The organism is Streptococcus parasanguinis (assembly GCF_019929185.1).
Classification (GTDB): Bacteria; Bacillota; Bacilli; order Lactobacillales; family Streptococcaceae; genus Streptococcus; species Streptococcus parasanguinis_O.
Map to the genome: position 1 here is coordinate 39,816 of NZ_JAHZPC010000007.1, position 18,323 is coordinate 58,138.

At 37.9% G+C, this 18,323-nt stretch carries 20 protein-coding genes; 5 read left to right on the forward strand and 15 right to left on the reverse strand.

Annotated elements, in window-relative coordinates:
- Nucleotides 1–14: 14 nt before the first annotated feature.
- The 7 genes from rplI to apf form a co-directional block, all read right to left on the reverse strand.
- Nucleotides 15–467, reverse strand: a complete 453-nt coding sequence (gene rplI / locus K1I56_RS05800; protein WP_049498739.1) for a 50S ribosomal protein L9 — start codon at nucleotides 465–467, stop codon at nucleotides 15–17.
- Nucleotides 464–2,440 (reverse strand): GGDEF domain-containing protein, encoded by a 1,977-nt coding sequence (locus tag K1I56_RS05805; protein ID WP_486387769.1) that lies wholly within the window; start codon nucleotides 2,438–2,440, stop codon nucleotides 464–466. Before K1I56_RS05805 ends, rplI begins: the two co-directional genes overlap by 4 nt.
- Before the next feature lie 198 nt (nucleotides 2,441–2,638).
- On the reverse strand, nucleotides 2,639–4,549 hold the full coding sequence (gene mnmG / locus K1I56_RS05810; RefSeq protein ID WP_223325511.1) for a tRNA uridine-5-carboxymethylaminomethyl(34) synthesis enzyme MnmG: 1,911 nt from the start codon (nucleotides 4,547–4,549) through the stop codon (nucleotides 2,639–2,641).
- Nucleotides 4,550–4,557: 8 nt separating this feature from the next.
- Nucleotides 4,558–5,013, reverse strand: coding sequence for an NUDIX hydrolase (locus K1I56_RS05815; RefSeq protein WP_021154145.1), 456 nt, complete (start codon nucleotides 5,011–5,013; stop codon nucleotides 4,558–4,560).
- Between the two features lie 146 nt (nucleotides 5,014–5,159).
- Nucleotides 5,160–5,582, reverse strand: a complete 423-nt coding sequence (locus tag K1I56_RS05820; protein ID WP_049471774.1) for an SseB family protein — start codon at nucleotides 5,580–5,582, stop codon at nucleotides 5,160–5,162.
- A 21-nt stretch (nucleotides 5,583–5,603) separates the two neighbouring features.
- Nucleotides 5,604–6,725 (reverse strand): tRNA 2-thiouridine(34) synthase MnmA, encoded by a 1,122-nt coding sequence (mnmA, locus tag K1I56_RS05825; RefSeq protein WP_049492732.1) that lies wholly within the window; start codon nucleotides 6,723–6,725, stop codon nucleotides 5,604–5,606.
- A 204-nt stretch (nucleotides 6,726–6,929) separates the two neighbouring features.
- Nucleotides 6,930–7,472, reverse strand: coding sequence for an aggregation-promoting factor (gene apf, locus K1I56_RS05830; RefSeq protein ID WP_223325512.1), 543 nt, complete (start codon nucleotides 7,470–7,472; stop codon nucleotides 6,930–6,932).
- Nucleotides 7,473–7,700: 228 nt separating this feature from the next.
- Here apf and sdaAB point away from each other — a divergent pair, with 228 nt between their 5' ends.
- From sdaAB to K1I56_RS05845, 3 genes are read left to right on the forward strand one after another with little or no spacing between them, the layout of a single operon-like run.
- Nucleotides 7,701–8,372 (forward strand): L-serine ammonia-lyase, iron-sulfur-dependent subunit beta, encoded by a 672-nt coding sequence (gene sdaAB / locus K1I56_RS05835; RefSeq protein WP_003002135.1) that lies wholly within the window; start codon nucleotides 7,701–7,703, stop codon nucleotides 8,370–8,372.
- A gap of 9 nt (nucleotides 8,373–8,381) precedes the next feature.
- Nucleotides 8,382–9,254 carry an L-serine ammonia-lyase, iron-sulfur-dependent, subunit alpha gene (gene sdaAA, locus K1I56_RS05840; RefSeq protein ID WP_223325513.1) on the forward strand — a complete coding sequence of 291 codons (873 nt, stop codon included), beginning with the start codon at nucleotides 8,382–8,384 and terminating at the stop codon, nucleotides 9,252–9,254.
- 1 nt (nucleotide 9,255) lies between these two features.
- Nucleotides 9,256–9,885, forward strand: coding sequence for an HAD hydrolase-like protein (locus K1I56_RS05845; protein WP_201087700.1), 630 nt, complete (start codon nucleotides 9,256–9,258; stop codon nucleotides 9,883–9,885).
- A gap of 24 nt (nucleotides 9,886–9,909) precedes the next feature.
- Here K1I56_RS05845 and K1I56_RS05850 read toward each other — a convergent pair whose 3' ends face one another.
- The 8 genes from K1I56_RS05850 to yfmF form a co-directional block, all read right to left on the reverse strand.
- The gene (locus K1I56_RS05850; RefSeq protein WP_003002250.1) at nucleotides 9,910–10,560 is read right to left on the reverse strand and encodes a LysM peptidoglycan-binding domain-containing protein; all 651 of its coding nucleotides are present in this window, start codon (nucleotides 10,558–10,560) and stop codon (nucleotides 9,910–9,912) included.
- A gap of 157 nt (nucleotides 10,561–10,717) precedes the next feature.
- Nucleotides 10,718–11,515 (reverse strand): energy-coupling factor transporter transmembrane component T family protein, encoded by a 798-nt coding sequence (locus K1I56_RS05855; RefSeq protein ID WP_024054768.1) that lies wholly within the window; start codon nucleotides 11,513–11,515, stop codon nucleotides 10,718–10,720.
- A complete protein-coding gene (locus tag K1I56_RS05860) occupies nucleotides 11,508–12,350 on the reverse strand; it encodes an energy-coupling factor transporter ATPase (protein WP_021154152.1) in 843 nt (280 codons plus the stop codon). Before K1I56_RS05860 ends, K1I56_RS05855 begins: the two co-directional genes overlap by 8 nt.
- Nucleotides 12,335–13,159 (reverse strand): energy-coupling factor ABC transporter ATP-binding protein, encoded by an 825-nt coding sequence (locus tag K1I56_RS05865; protein ID WP_070587638.1) that lies wholly within the window; start codon nucleotides 13,157–13,159, stop codon nucleotides 12,335–12,337. Before K1I56_RS05865 ends, K1I56_RS05860 begins: the two co-directional genes overlap by 16 nt.
- Nucleotides 13,160–13,699 carry a CDP-diacylglycerol--glycerol-3-phosphate 3-phosphatidyltransferase gene (gene pgsA, locus K1I56_RS05870; RefSeq protein WP_223325514.1) on the reverse strand — a complete coding sequence of 180 codons (540 nt, stop codon included), beginning with the start codon at nucleotides 13,697–13,699 and terminating at the stop codon, nucleotides 13,160–13,162.
- Nucleotides 13,700–13,730: 31 nt separating this feature from the next.
- Nucleotides 13,731–14,138, reverse strand: coding sequence for a helix-turn-helix domain-containing protein (locus K1I56_RS05875; protein ID WP_003002050.1), 408 nt, complete (start codon nucleotides 14,136–14,138; stop codon nucleotides 13,731–13,733).
- Nucleotides 14,139–14,164: 26 nt separating this feature from the next.
- Entirely contained in the window at nucleotides 14,165–15,439 is a 1,275-nt protein-coding gene (yfmH, locus tag K1I56_RS05880) for an EF-P 5-aminopentanol modification-associated protein YfmH (RefSeq protein ID WP_223325515.1), read from the reverse strand.
- Between the two features lie 8 nt (nucleotides 15,440–15,447).
- Nucleotides 15,448–16,695 carry an EF-P 5-aminopentanol modification-associated protein YfmF gene (gene yfmF, locus K1I56_RS05885; RefSeq protein WP_003002080.1) on the reverse strand — a complete coding sequence of 416 codons (1,248 nt, stop codon included), beginning with the start codon at nucleotides 16,693–16,695 and terminating at the stop codon, nucleotides 15,448–15,450.
- 155 nt (nucleotides 16,696–16,850) lie between these two features.
- On the opposite strand from yfmF, the gene yaaA reads away from it, so the two are divergent.
- Together yaaA and recF are read left to right on the forward strand one after the other, a co-directional pair.
- Nucleotides 16,851–17,213 carry a S4 domain-containing protein YaaA gene (gene yaaA / locus K1I56_RS05890; protein ID WP_024054765.1) on the forward strand — a complete coding sequence of 121 codons (363 nt, stop codon included), beginning with the start codon at nucleotides 16,851–16,853 and terminating at the stop codon, nucleotides 17,211–17,213.
- Nucleotides 17,213–18,307 carry a DNA replication/repair protein RecF gene (gene recF / locus K1I56_RS05895; RefSeq protein ID WP_031574793.1) on the forward strand — a complete coding sequence of 365 codons (1,095 nt, stop codon included), beginning with the start codon at nucleotides 17,213–17,215 and terminating at the stop codon, nucleotides 18,305–18,307. The genes yaaA and recF overlap by 1 nt, the downstream gene beginning before the upstream one ends.
- The last annotated feature ends 16 nt before the right edge of the window (nucleotides 18,308–18,323 follow it).

Below are 18,323 nucleotides of genomic sequence, written 5' to 3' on the forward strand. Positions count from 1 at the left end.
TCTATCGATCGTGTTTACCCTTCGTTTACACGAATATTAATCACACCTGTAACATCTTGATAAATTTTTACAGGGACGTCAATCAAACCTGTTGAACGAATTGGAGAGGCAACTTGGATATGACGTTTATCAATTTTAATGCCAAATTGTTTCTCAAGCTCTTCTGCAATCTTTTTATTGGTAATAGAGCCGAAAGTACGGCCATCTGGCCCAATTTTTTCCGTGAATTGAACAACAGTTGCTTCTTCTTCTAATTTTGCTTTAATCTTTTGCGCTTCTGCTAACAATTCAGCATGCGCTTTTTCTTCTGACTTTTGCTTTCCACGAAGCTCACCGATTGCTTGGGCATTGGCTTCTTTCGCAAGATTTTTCTTGATCAAAAAGTTTTGTGCATAACCAGTAGGCACTTCTTTAATTTCGCCTTTTTTACCTTTACCTTTTACATCCGCTAAGAAAATAACTTTCATTCTACATTCTCCTTTTCAATAGTTACTTCGTTTTCAATCGTCTCAATCAGTTGTTGACGAATACTCATCAAATCTTGACCCTCAATTTGAGAGGCTGCCGAATTGAAATGACCTCCTCCGCCAAGCTGTTCCATGATACGCTGTACATTGACTTTGCTTCGACTTCGTGCAGAAATCGAGACAGTCCCACTTTGATTGCAAGCAATGACAAAGGTTGCTTCCACCTCAGACATGGCTAGCATACTATCAGCAGCCTTACTAATCGTTACTGAATCATAGGCTTTAGTCGTATTAGCACAAGCTACGATGATATGTGGCAAAATATTTTCACCAGTCAAGATCAGTTCGTTCACTTCGCGGTACTCGTCAAACTGAATCGCAGAGATCTCCTGGATAGCTACACTATCACTACCTCTTGAGCGAAGGTAACTCGCCACATCAAAGGTCCGACTTGTAACACGTGTGGAGAAGTTCTTAGTATCCAGCATGATTCCAGCCATCAAAACACTAGCTTGAATCTTCGTCAATCGATTTTTCTTCGACTTCTGGAACTGAATCAGTTCACTAACCAATTCGCTCGCACTACTTGCTCCACTTTCAATATAGGTGATCAGAACATTTTCAGGGAAATCATCATCCCGACGGTGATGGTCAATGACAATAATCTGTTGAAATTCCTGATAAAACTCTTTAGAAAGGGTCAAGGCTGTCTTAGAATGGTCCACCATAATTAACAAAGAGCGATCCGTCACCATTTGCATGGCTTCCTCTAGGGGAAGGATTTTCGTTACCTGCTCTTCTTCTAGTTTCGCAATTGCTCTTGAAATATCACTAGCCATTGCATGCGGGTCATAGACCACATAAGAGGAAGCTAAAATATTGCTAGAGAAAAACTGCATTCCCACAGACGCTCCTAAAGCATCCATATCCAAGTTTCTATGTCCAACAATGAAGACTTGATCAACGGATTTAATCTTATCCGAAATAGCTGTCATCATAGCGCGTGTGCGAGTCCGAGTCCGCTTCACAGCCGAAGCTGTTCCCCCACCAAAGAAAATAGGGTTTTTCTGTTCATCATTTTCCTTGACAACCGCTTGATCCCCACCACGAACTTCTGCAAGGTTTAGGTTCAAGAGAGCCACCTTACCAATTTCATCATGCTCCCCATCACCGTACGAGAATCCCATACTTAGGGTGATAGGTAGCTCACGATTTTTAGCGTCTTCACGAAATTGATCGATGACTGAAAATTTTGCTTCCATCAATTGTTCCAAGACCGTGTAATCTGTAAACAAATAGAAACGATCCATCCCCACACGTCTGTAAAACATATGGTAATGAGCTGTAAACTCTTCTACAAAGTTGGCAATAAAACTATTGATATTGCTAATATCAGAATCTGAAATGACATCTTCTAAATCATCATAATTATCAACAGAGATAATACCGATAACGGGACGAGTTGTCACTAACCCCACAGTTGCTTCATACTCACTTGAAACATCAAAAAAGTAAACAACACTAGACGTCTGATCAAAGTAAACGGAATATTTCTTATCAGCTACTGTGACATAATGCCCTTTATCCTCAAACAGTGTATTGAGCAACTTTTTCAATGATTCAACATCAAAGTCTCCATCATCTGTTGAAAAAATCAATTCAGCATAAGGGTTGAACCACTCTACTTCATTCGATTCTTTATTAATCTTAATAACTCCGACAGGCATTTTATCAAGGAGAGATGCTAAGCCGCTTTCTGCCTGATGGTTAACATATTGTATCTGTTCTAATTCATCTAACTCTGAAATTTGTAACTGGTATTCAAATAAGGCAATCAATCCAGCTAAGACTAAAAAAATTGCAATGAGAGTTACATAGCCTTTGCCAAAGATTCTTAAAAAAATTGCTAAAATTGCAAATGAAATAAAACCAATTAACACATAATGGATGAACGATAAACGAAATTTTTTCATCATAAACCTCTTCTCGGAATTATACCATAAATAAAGGTAAAAAGCGAGGTTTCTCTCTATATTACATAGAAGATTGACCGGTAAAAAACTCTTTCTCCACTTCACTACCTTGTAAACAAAGTTTACAATCGTGTAAATAAAAGCAACAAATTTCAATCTATAAAATTGAGGCTGAAACATCATCTCAGCCTCATTTGATTAGTGGTTTGCTTTGTTTTTGGAGATACTCCGAGATTTACCTTCCAAGTAAACCATTAAAATAGAGATATCCGCTGGATTGACACCTGAGATACGACTTGCTTGACCAATCGTTTCTGGATTAATTAATTTAAATTTTTGACGAGCTTCGGTTGCGATGGAGTCAATATCATCCCAGTCAATATTCGCAGGAATTCTTTTTTCTTCCATACGCTTCATTTTTTCGACTTGGTCCATTGCTTTTGAAATATAGCCTTCGTATTTAATTTCAGTTTCAATCAATTCAATGATTTTATCATCCAGTTCTTCAGCTGCAGGACCAATAAATTCTACCACATCTTGGTAAGAGACTTCTGGTCTTCGCAAGAATTCTTTAGCAGTGACAGCATCTGTCAATGGTTTAAAGCCCATTGCAGCAACCTTCTCATTGGTTTCCTTTATAGGCTTTAACTTAATGCTATCCAAACGCTTCATCTCGTTTTCAAACTGATACTTCTTGGTTTCGAAACGTTGCCAACGTTCATCATCTACCAATCCAATTGCTCGTCCCATTTCTGTCAAGCGCATATCGGCATTATCATGACGCAAAATCAGACGGTATTCTGCACGGCTTGTTAACAAGCGATACGGTTCGATCGTTCCCTTTGTTACCAAGTCATCGATCATTACCCCAATATAACCATCACTGCGTTTCAAAATGAGTTCTGGTTTTCCTTGGATTTTTAGAGCCGCATTGATCCCTGCAATAATCCCTTGACCAGCAGCCTCCTCATAGCCAGACGTTCCATTGGTTTGGCCAGCTGTAAAGAGACCTGAAATTTTCTTAGTTTCCAAAGTTGCGCGCAATTGATGAGGCAAAACCATATCATACTCAATTGCATAACCCGTTCGCATCATTTCTGCCTTCTCAAGTCCCTTAATAGAATGGACGAGATCCCGTTGAACATCCTCTGGTAAACTCGTTGACAGCCCTTGAACATAGACTTCTTCTGTATTTCGTCCCTCAGGTTCTAAAAATAGTTGATGACGCTCTTTGTCAGCAAAACGGACAATTTTATCCTCAATGGACGGACAATAGCGAGGACCTACTCCCTTTACAACCCCTGTAAACATAGGCGCCCGGTGTAAATTATTTTGGATAATCTCATGGCTATGCCCATTCGTATAAGTTAACCAACAAGGAACCTGATCCTTTACATAATCTTCATCACGCGATGTATAAGAAAAATGATTTGGAGCTTCATCTCCAGGTTGAATTTCCGTTTCGTCATAATTAATTGACGAAGCCTTTACACGAGGTGGCGTCCCTGTTTTGAAACGTCCAATTTCTAATCCTAGCTGTTTGAGATTATCAGCCAAATTGATAGAAGCTAGACTATGATTAGGTCCTGACGAATACTTGAGATCTCCAATGATAATTTCTCCGCGTAAAGCTGTCCCAGTAGTGACAATAACAGCCTTTGCTCCATATTCTTGGTGAGTTGCAGTCCTTACACCAACAACCTTACCATTCTCCACCAAAATCTCATCAATCATAGTTTGGCGAAGAGTTAAATTTTCTTGATTTTCAACCGTTTTCCGCATTTCTTTTGAGTAAAGTTCTTTGTCTGCTTGAGCCCGAAGTGCACGAACCGCAGGACCTTTACCAGTATTGAGCATTTTCATTTGGATGTAGGTCTTGTCGATGTTCTTCGCCATTTCTCCACCGAGGGCATCGACTTCACGCACGACAATCCCCTTAGCAGAACCACCAATAGAGGGATTACAAGGCATAAAAGCCAGCATTTCAATGTTAATAGTCGCAAGTAAGACCTTACAACCCATACGGCTAGCAGCTAGAGAGGCTTCTACTCCCGCATGCCCCGCACCGATTACAATGATATCGTATTCTTCAATAAAATTATAAGTCATTTTTTCTCCTATTTCTCAAGATGGATGTGTCGTAATTTTCCGTCCCATTCTGGTAGGGCTGATTTTAAAAAGGCTGGTTTCAGGTCAACAGTGTGTAAATCATCTAAAGCAATCCAACGGCAAGGTAATTGCTTGGTATCTTCCTGCATGACCAAAGGTGCATCTTCTAGCAAGTCCACCAAATAATGAAATTCAATGTTATGGTAGTGGATTCCAGCTTGTTCAAAGTGATTTTCAACCACGAAAGCTAACGGACCTGCTGTAGATGTGACACCAAGTTCCTCTTTGACTTCCCGAACTACAGCATCCTCTGTAGTTTCATTGACTTGAATAGCACCTCCGATTGTATAACAGCCGTCCTCATCTTCTATGACGAACAAGCGATTATCTTTTACAATCAAAGCAGTCGCCCTCACACCAAAAACAGTAGAACCTATTTTCGTTCGAAAATCCTGTTGCCTCATTTTACTTCCTTTCGAAATCACACAAAAATAGTCAAAACTCTGAGAAGTGCAGGACAAAAAAGCCTGCAACATCCATGAGCTTTGACCATCATTTCTATTGCTTTTATTATTGTAGCAAATTGAGAAAATTTGTCAATTTAAATATACTAAGACTGACGGATTGCTTCAAAAACTCCTTTGTCAATCTCAACTGGATCAGAGAATGCATCTAGAACAATCCCTCTCACTGGAAACTTTCCTATCCTTTCTGCAGTAAATAAACAGTCCGTAAAAGGTATTTGCAGCCAAGAAAAACGATCGTAATAATCTTTAGGAATATCCTGTTCCGTCAAGAAACAAGGATAAAAGTAGTCGTCTCCCTTTCGTAGAATATCCGGTTTTAGACGAACACCTTCTTGTTCATCACTCCCATCCATTAAAGAAGCATTAAAGGGAACCCAAACTTTAGATTGCTTCAATTCCTTGAACAAAGCTTCAATTGACTCCGTCGTTTTTTCCCTCAAATACTGTTTCTTATAATCAGAGATAGTCTTTGTATTCTCTATTTTTTTCTTAAAGAACTGAAACACTTTCGTTCCTCCTAGAAAATTCTAAATATACTGACAAACTTTTCCATCCCGATAAGCATTGTCAATCAAGCCACCGCCTAGGCACTCTTCACCGTCGTAAAAAACAACAGCTTGTCCTGGTGTAATGGCTCGTTGAGGTTCTGCGAAAATCACTTCTGCCTTGTCACCTTTAACGTGTACAGTCACCTTGGAGTCAGGCTGACGATAGCGGAACTTAGCTGTACACTCTAATGTAAACTCTTCTGGCATATTTCGTGTAAAGTGAACTTGACTAGCCTGTAAACTTGTTGACATCAATGCTTCATGGTAGAAGCCTTGACCGACATAAAGAATATTTTGACTGAGGTCTTTCCCAACTACAAACCATGGAGCATTGTCTCCACCTTGTTGGCCACCAATTCCAAGCCCACCCCGTTGACCGATTGTGTAATACATCAAACCTGCATGTTCACCCATATCTCGTCCATCGATGGTCATCATTCGACCTGGTTGGGCAGGAAGATAGTTCCCTAGAAATTCTTTGAAATTCTTTTCTCCGATAAAGCAAATCCCAGTTGAGTCTTTCTTTTTAGCTGTTGCTAATCCAGCTTCTTCAGCTAGACGACGAACCTCTGGCTTTTCCAAATGTCCCAATGGGAACATGGTTTTTTGAAGTTGTTCTTGTGACAGCTGGCTTAAGAAATAAGTTTGGTCCTTCCCGTTGTCAACGCCGCGTAACATATGAACAATGCCATCTTCATCACGCGCCACACGCGCATAGTGCCCTGTCGCTACATAATTTGCACCGAGTGTCATAGCATAATCTAAAAAGGCCTTAAATTTGATTTCCTTATTACACATGACATCCGGATTTGGTGTTCGACCAGCTCGGTATTCGGCAAGGAAATATTCAAAGACACGATCCCAGTATTCTTTCTCAAAGTTGACAGAATAGTAAGGAATGCCAATTTGGTCTGCAACCGCTGCTACATCTTTGTAATCTTCTGTAGCTGTACAGACGCCATTTTCGTCTGTGTCGTCCCAGTTTTTCATGAAGATGCCGATGACATCGTAACCTTGTTGCTTTAATAATAAAGCTGTTACAGATGAATCCACTCCACCACTCATACCAACAACAACACGTGTTTTCGAGTTATCACTCATAGATTTCTCCCATCTTTTCGTTTCTCACGATTGAAGGTCGTGGTTTGCTTCAACGATTGAAGGTCGTTTTGAGCAGTTACCATTTTAACACGCTTTATAGTAGAAAACAAGCATCTTACTATTCTTTTTGTTGATCAGGATCGATGGGTTTACAAGTCTGTAAATTAAAAAAGAGTCCTATTCAAGAACTCTTTTCATACAAATTTAATACCAGCCATTTGCCAACCAGAAATTTTTAGCTGCAGACCACGATCCATAACGGTTGACAACATATTGATTGGCCACTTTTTCTTGGTTTGCAGGTGATAAATCACCATTCAAATAAGTGATAGTCAATTGGTAACGGCCATAATATTGGCCATTTTGTGCTGTATAGCTACCACTTGACTCTTTCTGAGCAATCCATTCCTTAGCAGCCGCGTCTTCCGCACTCAAGCCATCTGAAGCAGAGACAGTAGTTGTTGCTTGTGTAGTATCCGTTTTACTAGCAGGAGCTTGCTCCGTGGTTTTCTGCGTTGTATTTGCATCTTCAATCTCAAGAACTTGACCAACTGAGATGAGATTCACGTTACTAATCTTATTTTTCTTAGCAATTGCATCAACCGTTGTGTTCTTCTCTTTAGCAATAGCTGATAAAGTATCACCTGATTTTACAGTATAAGAATCTGCATTCGCTACAATTGGAAGGAAAAGTCCTGCAAGTAAACTAAGTCCAATAATATGTTTCATCATTTGTTTTTTATTCATTATTATGTACTCCTTTATTGGTATACCTCTATACTACACAAGAAATATTTCATATTTATTGAAATAATGTGTCAAATATTTCAGTCAGATGTTAGAAATACTAAAAATCCAGGATAATATAAATGCTTTAAGCCCCCTTTAAGATTTCTCAGATATTTCGGGAAAAATAGAAGAAATCATCAGCCATATCTGATATAATGAAGTAAAGTGATCACAAAGGAGCAGAGCATGAACTCTTTAAAATTCCAATCAGTTTTTGATATTATTGGACCTGTGATGATCGGCCCATCCAGTAGTCACACTGCAGGTGCTGTTCGAATTGGTAAAATTGTTTCTTCTATCTTTGGAGAGGAGCCAAAAGAAGTTGAGTTCCAATTATTTAATTCCTTCGCCAAAACCTATCGTGGTCATGGAACAGATTTAGCCTTAGTAGCGGGCATCTTAGGAATGGACACAGATGATCCTAGAATCCCAGATAGTCTAAAAATTGCACATGAACGAGGCATTCGGATTGTTTGGTCTATTCAAAAAGAAAGCAATGCTCCTCACCCAAACACAACGACTATTACTGTTAAAAATGATCATAAAACGATTTCTGTCACTGGAATCTCAATTGGTGGTGGGAACATACAGGTTACTGAGTTAAATGGCTTTGCTATCTCGCTAAATATGAATACTCCAACCATTATCATTGTTCACCAGGACGTCCCTGGAATGATCGCTCATGTGACAGAAGCTCTTTCTCGCTATGATATTAACATTGCACAAATGAATGTGACGCGGGAAAAAGCTGGAGAAAAAGCGATTATGATTATAGAAGTTGACTCAAGGAGTTGTGAAGCAGCGATCGAAGATATCCGTAAAATTCCTCATCTTCATAATGTCAACTTTTTCAAATAAGGAGTTCATATGTTTTATTCAATTGTAGACCTCGTAGAACAAGCAAGCACGCAATACGAAGGAAACGTCGCAGAGTTAATGATTGCAACTGAATTTGAACTAACTGGTCGTGAACGAGAAGAAGTCCTACGATTAATGACCCGTAATTTAGAAGTGATGATTGATTCTGTAAGGTTAGGGTTAAATGAAAACCACTCTCGTAGTGGGTTAACCGGTGGGGATGCCGCAAAATTAGATTGTTATATCAAATCAGGAAAGACTTTGTCTGACTTAACCGTCTTAACCGCAGCGAAGAATGCTATTGCCGTCAACGAACACAATGCTAAAATGGGGTTGGTCTGTGCAACACCCACTGCAGGATCTGCTGGCTGTCTTCCTGCAGTTCTCACCGCGGCAACTCAAAAATTAGGGTTAAACCGTCAGCAACAATTAGATTTTCTACTGACAGCTGGAGCTTTTGGTTTAGTCATCGCCAATAATGCTTCTATTTCAGGTGCAGAAGGTGGTTGTCAAGCAGAAGTTGGTTCTGCTTCAGCTATGAGTGCGGCAGCATTGACACTAGCTGCTGGAGGAACTCCTTATCAAGCGAGTCAAGCAGTCTGTTTTGTCATCAAAAACATGCTTGGGCTCATTTGTGATCCAGTAGCAGGACTCGTGGAAGTTCCATGTGTCAAACGAAACGCAATGGGAGCCAGCTATGCCTTCATTGCTGCTGATATGGCCTTAGCAGGCATTGAATCAAAAATACCTGTTGATGAAGTTATTGACGCCATGTACCAAGTTGGTTCTAGTCTTCCGACTGCCTTTAGAGAAACAGCTGAAGGAGGATTGGCAGTAACACCAACCGGACGTAGATTACAAAAAGAGATATTTGGAGAATAACATGCAAGCCTTGTTTTTTGATTTAGATGGAACATTAGTTGACAGTTCTAAGGGAATTACAGAGAGCTTTCAACATACATTCGATACTTTGAAGGTTCCTCAACCCGATCTCAAAACCATCCGTAGTTTTATGGGACCACCTTTGATTTCTAGTTTTGAAGCTACCCTTCCGGAAACTTTGGTAGATCAAGCAGTGACTATCTATCGCCAGTATTATCATGAAAAAGGTCAATATAAATCAACTCTATTTCCTCAGATACTAGAAGCTTTGAAAGCATTACAAGACGAAAACATTCCTCTTTATGTAACCACTTCAAAACATGAACCAGTTGCTTTACAGATGTGTCAAGATTTAGGTATCGCTAAATACTTTAAAGGAATTTATGGATCAAATTCAGATCGTATCCACAAAGCCGATGTCATTCGATACGCCTTGTCAATCAATGACCTTCCAAAAGAGGAGACAGTGATTATTGGAGACACAAAATTTGACCTCATTGGAGGTCAAACAGTTGGTATAAAAACCATGGCAGTCACTTGGGGATTTGGAGATCTTGAAGAGCTACTTCTTTACTCACCAGATTTTATTTGTCACTCTCCACTTGTCATTCTTGAGACATTAAAAAAATAGGTTTACAAATTGTAAACCTATTTTTTAATAACCCCAAGCTGATAAACCTTGTGAGCTATATGCATTGTATGCGGCCTGGATTTGATCATCAACTGTTGCAGTTGAACCCCAACCTGGCATTGTTTGGAACAAACCACTGGCACCAGAAGCATTTGCTGCATTTACTTGACCATTTGATTCACGGGCAATGATTGCTTCCCAAGTAGAAGCAGGTACACCAGTCATTTCAGCCATACGAGCAGCCGCATAAGATCCTTGTTCTCCAGCAGTATTCCCATTTGATAGAACAATTCCACCATTTGTTGATTGTGCAGAAGTCACTGCAGCATTTGCTGCATAAGTTGTTTGTTTTTGAGCAGTTTGTGCTGTTGCAGTTGCTGTAGGTGCACTTTCAGCAGGTTTTGCTTGCTCTTGTGGAGCAACTTTATCAATCATAGATTTTGAACGCTCACCTAACTCAATAATTTGTCCTGCATAGATCAAATCTTCATTGGTCAGATTGTTAGATGCAATAATATTTTCTACTGAAGTGTTATTTTCTAGTGCAATTTTTGATAGAGTATCTCCAGACTTCACTTCGTAAGTTTCAGCATTCACTGTAGCAATACCAGAAATGAAAAGTGATGCTGCTGAAAGTAGGGAAGTGACTGTCCATTGGAACTTTTTACTGTTCATGAATTCTATTCTCCTTTCGAACATAATTCTATCATACACACAAAATGTTACAGTTTATTGTAGAATATATTACAAATGTTACAAGAATATGTGAATTTAATGTAAAAAGCGCTTTGTATAGCGCTTTTTCCTTATTTTTGAACCAATACAACTAGCTCTATCCATTTTTTAGATAAAAAACTATCAACATGAGACACAGAATAACGAGCAATGCTAGGGTATCTTTTACTCCCCACTGCAGAGTCCGATAGCGTGTTCGTCCCTCACCGCCTTTGTACCCTCTCGCTTCCATCGCAATTGCTAATGCATCTGCGCGTTTAAAACTAGAAGCAAATAGAGGAATGAGGATCGGAATAAAGGAACGGATCCTTTTTAATAGATTTCCTTCACCAAAATCAACACCACGCGCCCTTTGCGCATTCATGATTCGATTCGTATCATCTACTAAGGTTGGAACAAAGCGCAAACTCATAGATAGCATTAACCCAATCTCATGAGCCGGAACCTTAATAATTTTTAGTGGTGTAAGGATCTTTTCAACAGCATCTGCTAAACTCAATGGTGTCGTCGTCACGGTTAAAATCGTCGAATAAAAAATAATTAAAATAAATCTACAAAATATGATGGCGGCTTGCATCAATCCTTGGTCGGTTAATTTAAAAAACCACCATTGATACAAAATAGTTCCTTGAGAGGTCGCAAATAATTGAAAAATAGTTGTAAAAGCAATGATAAAAATCATTGATTTTAAGCCTTTAATATAAAAACTAACCGAAATCCTCGTTAGATACATTAAAACAAAAATAAAACCAAAGAGAAGAACATTTGTCTGGATATTATTTGCCCAAAACAGAAGAAATATGAATAAAAACATTGAGAGCAACTTCCCACGAGGATCTAGTTGGTGGATAATGGAGTTTCCAGGAATATACCTTCCCAAAATCATATTATTCATGAAGTAACAGCTCCTTTAGTTCCTCAATTTTGATTGGTAGTCTGTCCAGAGGAAGTCCTCTTCGTTTCAATTGAAGAGCAAAATTCGTAATTTGTGGGACTCCTAATTGAAGTTTTTGTAAATACTCAACCTGTTGAAACACTTCCCTTGGGGATCCGTTTAGGACAAGTTTTCCCGCTTCTAAAGCAAATACAGTATCAGCAAAATTTGCTACATCATCCATCGTATGAGTTACCAGAACTAGGGTCATCCCATTTTTATGTAATGTCTCAAACAGCGCCATCAATTCCTTTCTTCCAGCAGGATCTAGACCTGCTGTTGGCTCGTCCAATACTAAAATCTCTGGTTCGATAGCTAAAATACCTGCGATCGCAACCCGTCTCATCTGTCCACCAGATAGTTCAAATGGACTTTTATCATAGATAGACTCTTCTAAACCAACGATCGCTAATTTTTCTTTGGCTATTTCCTCCGCTTTGTCCTTAGGTACCCCAAAATTCTGTGGTCCAAAGGCTACATCAGCTAGAACGGTTTCTGCAAACAGCTGACTTTCTGGAAATTGAAAAACCAAACCAACCTTTTTTCTCAGGTACTTCATTTCTTTTGGCTCAGAATGATTATCTAAAACAAAATCTTCAAATTGAATCGTTCCTTTAGTCGGACGCAGTAAACCATTTAGTAATTGCAACAAAGTAGACTTGCCACTACCAGTATGCCCGATAATGGCTGTATAAGATCCATCTTTTATTTCCAAACTAATATCAGAAAGCGCCTGCCCTTCAAAAGGACTTCCCTCTTGATAAGTATAATAGACATTCTTTAAAGAGATTCCCATAATTGGTCTAATAACTCACTTTCTGTTAGATAATCCTGTTTTAGCGGAAAATGCGAGCTGAGAGATTCTTGAACCTGCTTACTAAAAGGCTTATCTAGTCCAATCTCATTGAGGTCATTTCTTGAAAACAATTCCCGCGGCGTCATAGAAGACTCTAGTTTTCCTTTTTGAAACACGAGTGTTCGATCACTTAAGGCAATTTCGGTTAAATCATGGGTAATGGAGATAATTGTTAATTGAAATTTTTTCTGAAGTTCTCTCATTACCGCCATTAGATCCTCTCTACCTTCTGGATCTAACATACTAGTTGCTTCATCAAGGATAATAATAGTTGGTCTCAAGGCGATAATACCTGCTATAGCCACCCGTTGCTTTTGACCACCTGACAAACGAGATGGTTCGCGATCTTTAAACTCCAGCATACCAACTTGCTCAATAGCCTTCTCCACACGTTGAAACATTTCTTCCCGTGGAATTCCTTGATTTTCTAAACCAAAGGCAACATCATCTTCTACTGTCGCACCAACAAATTGGTTGTCAGGGTTCTGAAATACAATCCCAATTTTACTACGGATTTCCCATATGGTCTCACGAGTCAGTTGTTTTCCATCAACGTAAATCTCACCAGACTCAGCTTCCAAAAGGCCATCAATCAGGCGTACAACTGTAGATTTCCCACTACCATTGTGTCCAACAATCGAAAGCCACTCTCCTTGTTTCACGTGAAACGAAACCGTGTCAATTTGATACTCTTCTACTGTTTTATCGTATCGAAAGGATACATTTTTTAGCTCAATCATCTGTTTCATTTATTTAAATGTGTCTTTAAAGAGATAGCTACTTCCCTTAAAGTAGTCGTAACCAGAATAAATTGTGAAAATCAATGCAATATAAAGCAACACTTGCCCTGGAAGTGTCCAATGGCAAAGCAAAAAGATAATGGCAAACATTTGGCTAAAGGTTTTAATTTTTCCTGGCATGGCTGCAGCAAGAACTGTACCACCTGTCTCAACAAGTAGAAGACGCAAACCAGTAACAGCTAACTCACGACAAATGATAACGACTGCAATCCAAGCAGGAACCATTTTTAATTCAATCATCATGATAAAGGCTGACATGACCAATAATTTATCTGCCATTGGATCCGCAAATTTACCAAAATTACTAACTACATTCCATTTACGTGCAAGAAAGCCATCTAAATAATCTGTAATACTAGCAATTGCAAAAATAACTGCCGCTACAATATGTCCTAAGTAAGAGTGACTTAAACTTAAAATAGCAATAAAAATAGGAATCATTACAACCCGAATTAATGTCAATGCATTAGGAATATTTTCTTTTTTCATACTTCCTCCAAAAAATAAACTATCTTTACATCTATTTTACAGATGCTGTAAACTCATAAAAATATACGATATAAATCACAAAGCCAAGGATGGCAAAACTCACTAGTAGATAATACAGGATTGGTAACCAGCTCGCTTTCTGTCTTAATTTTCTTGAATGAAGCTCTTCGTCATCTACAAGTATTTCTTCATCAAATAACAATTCTTTTCCTTCACGAAAAGCTGTCAATAGGATGGACTCATCTAATCCCAAAGCCCATGCTAACTTTTTAAGATAGATCTGAGCGTAAAAGGGACTCGGTAATAGATCAAACTCATCGTTTTCCAACGCTTCTATATAAGGAATTCCAATGGCTGTTTTATTTGACACATCCTGTAAACTTAAGTGTAAATTTACTCTTGACAGTCTTAACACTTGACCAATCGTTCTCTTCTTCATGTTTTCCCTTCTTGATACATTGTTTACTACTTTTGAAAAATCATATAGTCAACCATCTCAGCCTGGTCGATGAACTGACGCCCTAATTTGATGATATCTTGTAAACTAATACCTTGTAAAATCTTTGGAAGATCATAAGAAGTGCTACCGTCTGAAAAATATTCAAACTGAGTGGCACTATACTCAAGCGAATTTAAACCTTGTAAGAAATCACCAAACATTTCGCTTTTAATCGTATCCAAATGTTCCTGATTGACATCTGGATCCTTCTCAAATTGTTTGATTGCTGACCTAAATTGATGAGATAGGGACACCGGTTCTTGAGTATCCATTGTCAAAATAACGAAATGAAATAATTCCTCAACCTCGACTTCAAGTGTCAATGAGTTGTCAATCTTCCCAGCTTCATATAAACTTTGAAACCGTTGCGAAGTCCAACCAAACATCATCGAAAACAGTAATTTCAACATCAATTTATAACGAAATTTTTCCTCTTCCTTAATGATATCATTTCCTCGAATTCCAATTGCCAACTTAGGAGTAGCAACTTCCATTCTACAAGATTGATTCAATCTTACTTCATTTTTTTCTACAGGAAAACGTTCTAACTCCACAGATGGATGAAGAGGAACTAGATCATATTCCTTTACTACTTGCAATACTTCATCAACATCAAAGTTTCCGATCACTAATAAGTGCATTTGAGAGAGATGATAGAATAGATCAAAGTTTTCACGGAGATTATCTATTGTAATGTCAGAAATAGACTCCCTAGTTCCAGCAATATCATCTGCTAACGGTGTTCCAGGATATAAATTTTCTAAAGCACCAAAAAATAATCGATAGTCTGGACTATCTTGGTACATTCCAATTTCTTGTTGAATGATTTCTCTTTCCTTAGATACAGATTTTTCTGTAAAGGAAACCTTTGAAACCATCTCCAATAACAATTGAATATTTTCAAGGACCTTTGAAGTTGTTGAGAAAAGATAACTTGTCTTTGTAAAGCTTGTAAAGGCATTACTTTCCGATCCTAAATGAACGAATTTTTTTAAATAATCTTGACCATTTTCATCTTCAAATACTTTATGTTCTAGAAAATGAGCAATTCCTGCAGGATATTGCCTTTCATCACCATTCACTAGAATTCGTGTATCCACTGAGCCAAACTTAGTTGTGATTATTCCATAGGTTTCATAATAATCTTCTTTGGGAATTAAATGAATAGTCAACCCATTTGACAAGCGTGTAAAGTATACTTGCTCACCAACTGATTCATAATATTTTTCTTTAATTTTCAATCTTTACACTACTTTCCTTCCATAAAATAAACAGACTGTAAATTAATTGTTTTTGCCACTTCAATAATTTCTTCTCTACTAACCTTATCGATGGACTCTAACCACTCTTCTAAAGAAAGGACTTTCTTTCCTAGGATCGTTTTCAAATATTCCCTTTCAATCAAGGTATTTTGCCGATCCTGTGCTAATAAGGTCGTATTCACCAACATTTCTTTTGTCAATTGAAGCTCTGACTCTGTAAACTTGCCTCGTTTTAAATCATTCAACTGTCTCATAATCAAGGTCATTACTTTCGTACGAGATTCCTTATCAATGCCTGCAAAAACTCTCATGAAGCCTGTAAAAATATCAAAATGGCTTGAGATTGTATAAGCAAGGCCTTCTTTCTCACGAATTATTTGAAAAAGTCTCGAATGCGAGAAAGCTCCCAGCATCCCATTTAATACAACTAGTGGGATATGGAGAGATTCTCCATACTGGGTAGAAAAATGGTAACCTAATTCTAAAATAGATTGTTGGTTTTGTTTTTGCTCTAACTTTTCTCTAACAACATTTGTAAAAGGTTGTTGATAGGTGACAGACAAATTGTTATCACGTGGCTTGAATTCAAACTGGTTCACTCGATCCACAATAGCGACCTCATTAAAATCGCCTATGAAAAAGAAGTCAATATTATCTAATTGGAGCATCTGGTGAAACTGTGAAAGAGAACTTTGAGCTGTCTCTTGTCTCACTAAATCAACTTTCCCCAATCTTGACATCCCGATTGTTTCGTCTTCAAAAAATAGTTGATTCAATTGCCCATGTGCATAATAATAAGGCTCTTCAATTTCTGACTCCAAATCGGAAATTGTATTTTTCTTTTCAACGTCAAATGTATCACTGTCAAAGTGATCTTCTACTACCAAAGGTGAAAAGAAGATAGTTTCTATAATGTCCAAAACTTCATCAGTAAGAACATTTTTCTTGCTCAAAAAGTCATCGCGCACAAAGGAAATATTCAAATCAACATAATGAACACGCCCCCTCTTAGAGACTGAGGTTGACAATTCTACCCCGTATAGACTCGCTAATTTTTCACGGAATAATTGTGAAGTTGGATATTTTTGATTTGCAGTTTCCATCATACAGGCTACTAAAACACGCGCAGCCACGGTATTTTCATCTAATGGCGATGAAAAACGGACCTTAATTTTATTGGTTTTAAATTTTTTTGATTGAAGAAAGTGAAGATTCACGCCCTTTACTAATTCCATTTTCATCCTCGTTCTACTCAATAGTAACTTTCATTATAACACGAAATCACACTAAAATCCTAATTCAAACTGTGAAAAAGCTCCTCAAATCACTCAACATTCTCTACCCTAGAAAAACTAAAAATATGGTATAATAACACGCAAAGAGGTGAACTATGAATTACAAATTATTTGATGACTTTATTACATTACAAGCAATCTTAAAAGAACTCGGTATTATACAGAGTGGTGGTGCAATCAAAGCTTTTCTTCAAGAAAAAGAAGTCTTTGTTAATGGTGAATTAGAACAACGGAGAGGCCGTAAACTTCGTGTCAATGATCAAATTGACATTCCTGAACTGAGCATGACTATCACCATTCTTGAACCTTCTCAAGAAGAAATAGAAGAGCATCTTAAAGAGAAGGAAGAAAAGGAACGTGTTGCTAAACTTGTCAAGCAACTCAATCAACAACAAAAGAAACAACCGACAAAGACTAACAAAAAAGAAAAAGCAATTCGCTTTCCTGGTATCTCCTAATGTGGTTAAAACACTTATCCATTCAACATTTTCGTAATTATCAAGAACTTGAAGTCGAGTTTCATCCTGGATTAAATATTTTCCTAGGTCAAAATGCTCAAGGAAAGACCAATATTCTCGAATCAATTTATTTTCTAGCTTTAACCAGAAGTCATCGAACACGAAATGATAGAGATCTCATCTATTTTGAATCCACAGATTTCAAAGTTTCTGGTCAATTACAAAGAGAAACTGGTCCCCTTCCATTAGAAATTTCCTTGACACCAAAAGGTCGGATAACTAAGGTAAATCATTTGAAACAAGCCAAATTATCGAACTATATTGGCCATATGAATGTTGTCCTTTTCGCACCCGAAGATTTGCAACTGATCAAAGGATCACCTGCAGGGCGTCGAAAGTTTATTGACATTGAATTAGGTCAGATGAAACCTCTCTACTTATCTGACTTATCTCAATACAACCATGTACTGAAACAAAGAAATAGTTATCTAAAAAATTCGGAAAAAATTGATGCTACATTTTTGGAGGTCTTAGATTCACAACTAGCTAGTTTTGGAAGTCGCGTCATCCATCATCGGCTTGAGTTTATTAAAAAATTAGAAGCTAAAGCAAAAGAAAAACATACTCGACTTTCTGACAACAAAGAAAACCTATCAATTCAATATCAGTCAACTGCTTTTTCTGAAGAAGGAAATGATATAGAAGAGCAGTTTCTCTCTATGTTGGAAAAAAACCGTCAGAAGGATATTTTTAGGAAAACAACAAGTATTGGGCCTCACAGGGATGATTTGGCATTTTTTATCAATAATATGAATGCTACCTTTGGTAGTCAAGGCCAGCATCGAAGTGTTGTTCTCTCTCTAAAATTAGCAGAAATCGAATTGATGGAAGAAATCACAAGAGAAAAGCCTATTTTATTACTTGACGATGTCATGAGCGAACTTGACAATTATCGTCAACTTCAACTACTTGAAACTATCTCTAATAATATTCAAACATTTATTACAACGACCACTCTTGATCATTTAAAAGAACTGCCTGAAGAGTTGAAAATTTTCACTGTTCAAGCCGGTCATATCAAAACAGCATCTTAACAATACTGTCAAGATG

Excerpts from the sequence above, each read along its gene's own strand:
- yaaA (WP_024054765.1), top strand. The coding sequence starts at position 16,851 with ATGAATTACAAATTATTTGATGACTTTATTACATTACAAGCAATCTTA.
- K1I56_RS05875 (WP_003002050.1), bottom strand. The coding sequence starts at position 14,138 with ATGAAGAAGAGAACGATTGGTCAAGTGTTAAGACTGTCAAGAGTAAAT.
- sdaAA (WP_223325513.1), top strand. The coding sequence starts at position 8,382 with ATGTTTTATTCAATTGTAGACCTCGTAGAACAAGCAAGCACGCAATAC.
- K1I56_RS05850 (WP_003002250.1), bottom strand. The coding sequence starts at position 10,560 with ATGAACAGTAAAAAGTTCCAATGGACAGTCACTTCCCTACTTTCAGCA.
- mnmA (WP_049492732.1), bottom strand. The coding sequence starts at position 6,725 with ATGAGTGATAACTCGAAAACACGTGTTGTTGTTGGTATGAGTGGTGGA.
- K1I56_RS05815 (WP_021154145.1), bottom strand. The coding sequence starts at position 5,013 with ATGAGGCAACAGGATTTTCGAACGAAAATAGGTTCTACTGTTTTTGGT.
- yfmF (WP_003002080.1), bottom strand. The coding sequence starts at position 16,695 with ATGGAATTAGTAAAGGGCGTGAATCTTCACTTTCTTCAATCAAAAAAA.
- mnmG (WP_223325511.1), bottom strand. The coding sequence starts at position 4,549 with ATGACTTATAATTTTATTGAAGAATACGATATCATTGTAATCGGTGCG.
- pgsA (WP_223325514.1), bottom strand. The coding sequence starts at position 13,699 with ATGAAAAAAGAAAATATTCCTAATGCATTGACATTAATTCGGGTTGTA.
- K1I56_RS05855 (WP_024054768.1), bottom strand. The coding sequence starts at position 11,515 with ATGAATAATATGATTTTGGGAAGGTATATTCCTGGAAACTCCATTATC.
- K1I56_RS05845 (WP_201087700.1), top strand. The coding sequence starts at position 9,256 with ATGCAAGCCTTGTTTTTTGATTTAGATGGAACATTAGTTGACAGTTCT.
- recF (WP_031574793.1), top strand. The coding sequence starts at position 17,213 with ATGTGGTTAAAACACTTATCCATTCAACATTTTCGTAATTATCAAGAA.
- K1I56_RS05860 (WP_021154152.1), bottom strand. The coding sequence starts at position 12,350 with ATGGGAATCTCTTTAAAGAATGTCTATTATACTTATCAAGAGGGAAGT.
- apf (WP_223325512.1), bottom strand. The coding sequence starts at position 7,472 with ATGAATAAAAAACAAATGATGAAACATATTATTGGACTTAGTTTACTT.
- rplI (WP_049498739.1), bottom strand. The coding sequence starts at position 467 with ATGAAAGTTATTTTCTTAGCGGATGTAAAAGGTAAAGGTAAAAAAGGC.
- K1I56_RS05805 (WP_486387769.1), bottom strand. The coding sequence starts at position 2,440 with ATGAAAAAATTTCGTTTATCGTTCATCCATTATGTGTTAATTGGTTTT.
- sdaAB (WP_003002135.1), top strand. The coding sequence starts at position 7,701 with ATGAACTCTTTAAAATTCCAATCAGTTTTTGATATTATTGGACCTGTG.
- K1I56_RS05865 (WP_070587638.1), bottom strand. The coding sequence starts at position 13,159 with ATGAAACAGATGATTGAGCTAAAAAATGTATCCTTTCGATACGATAAA.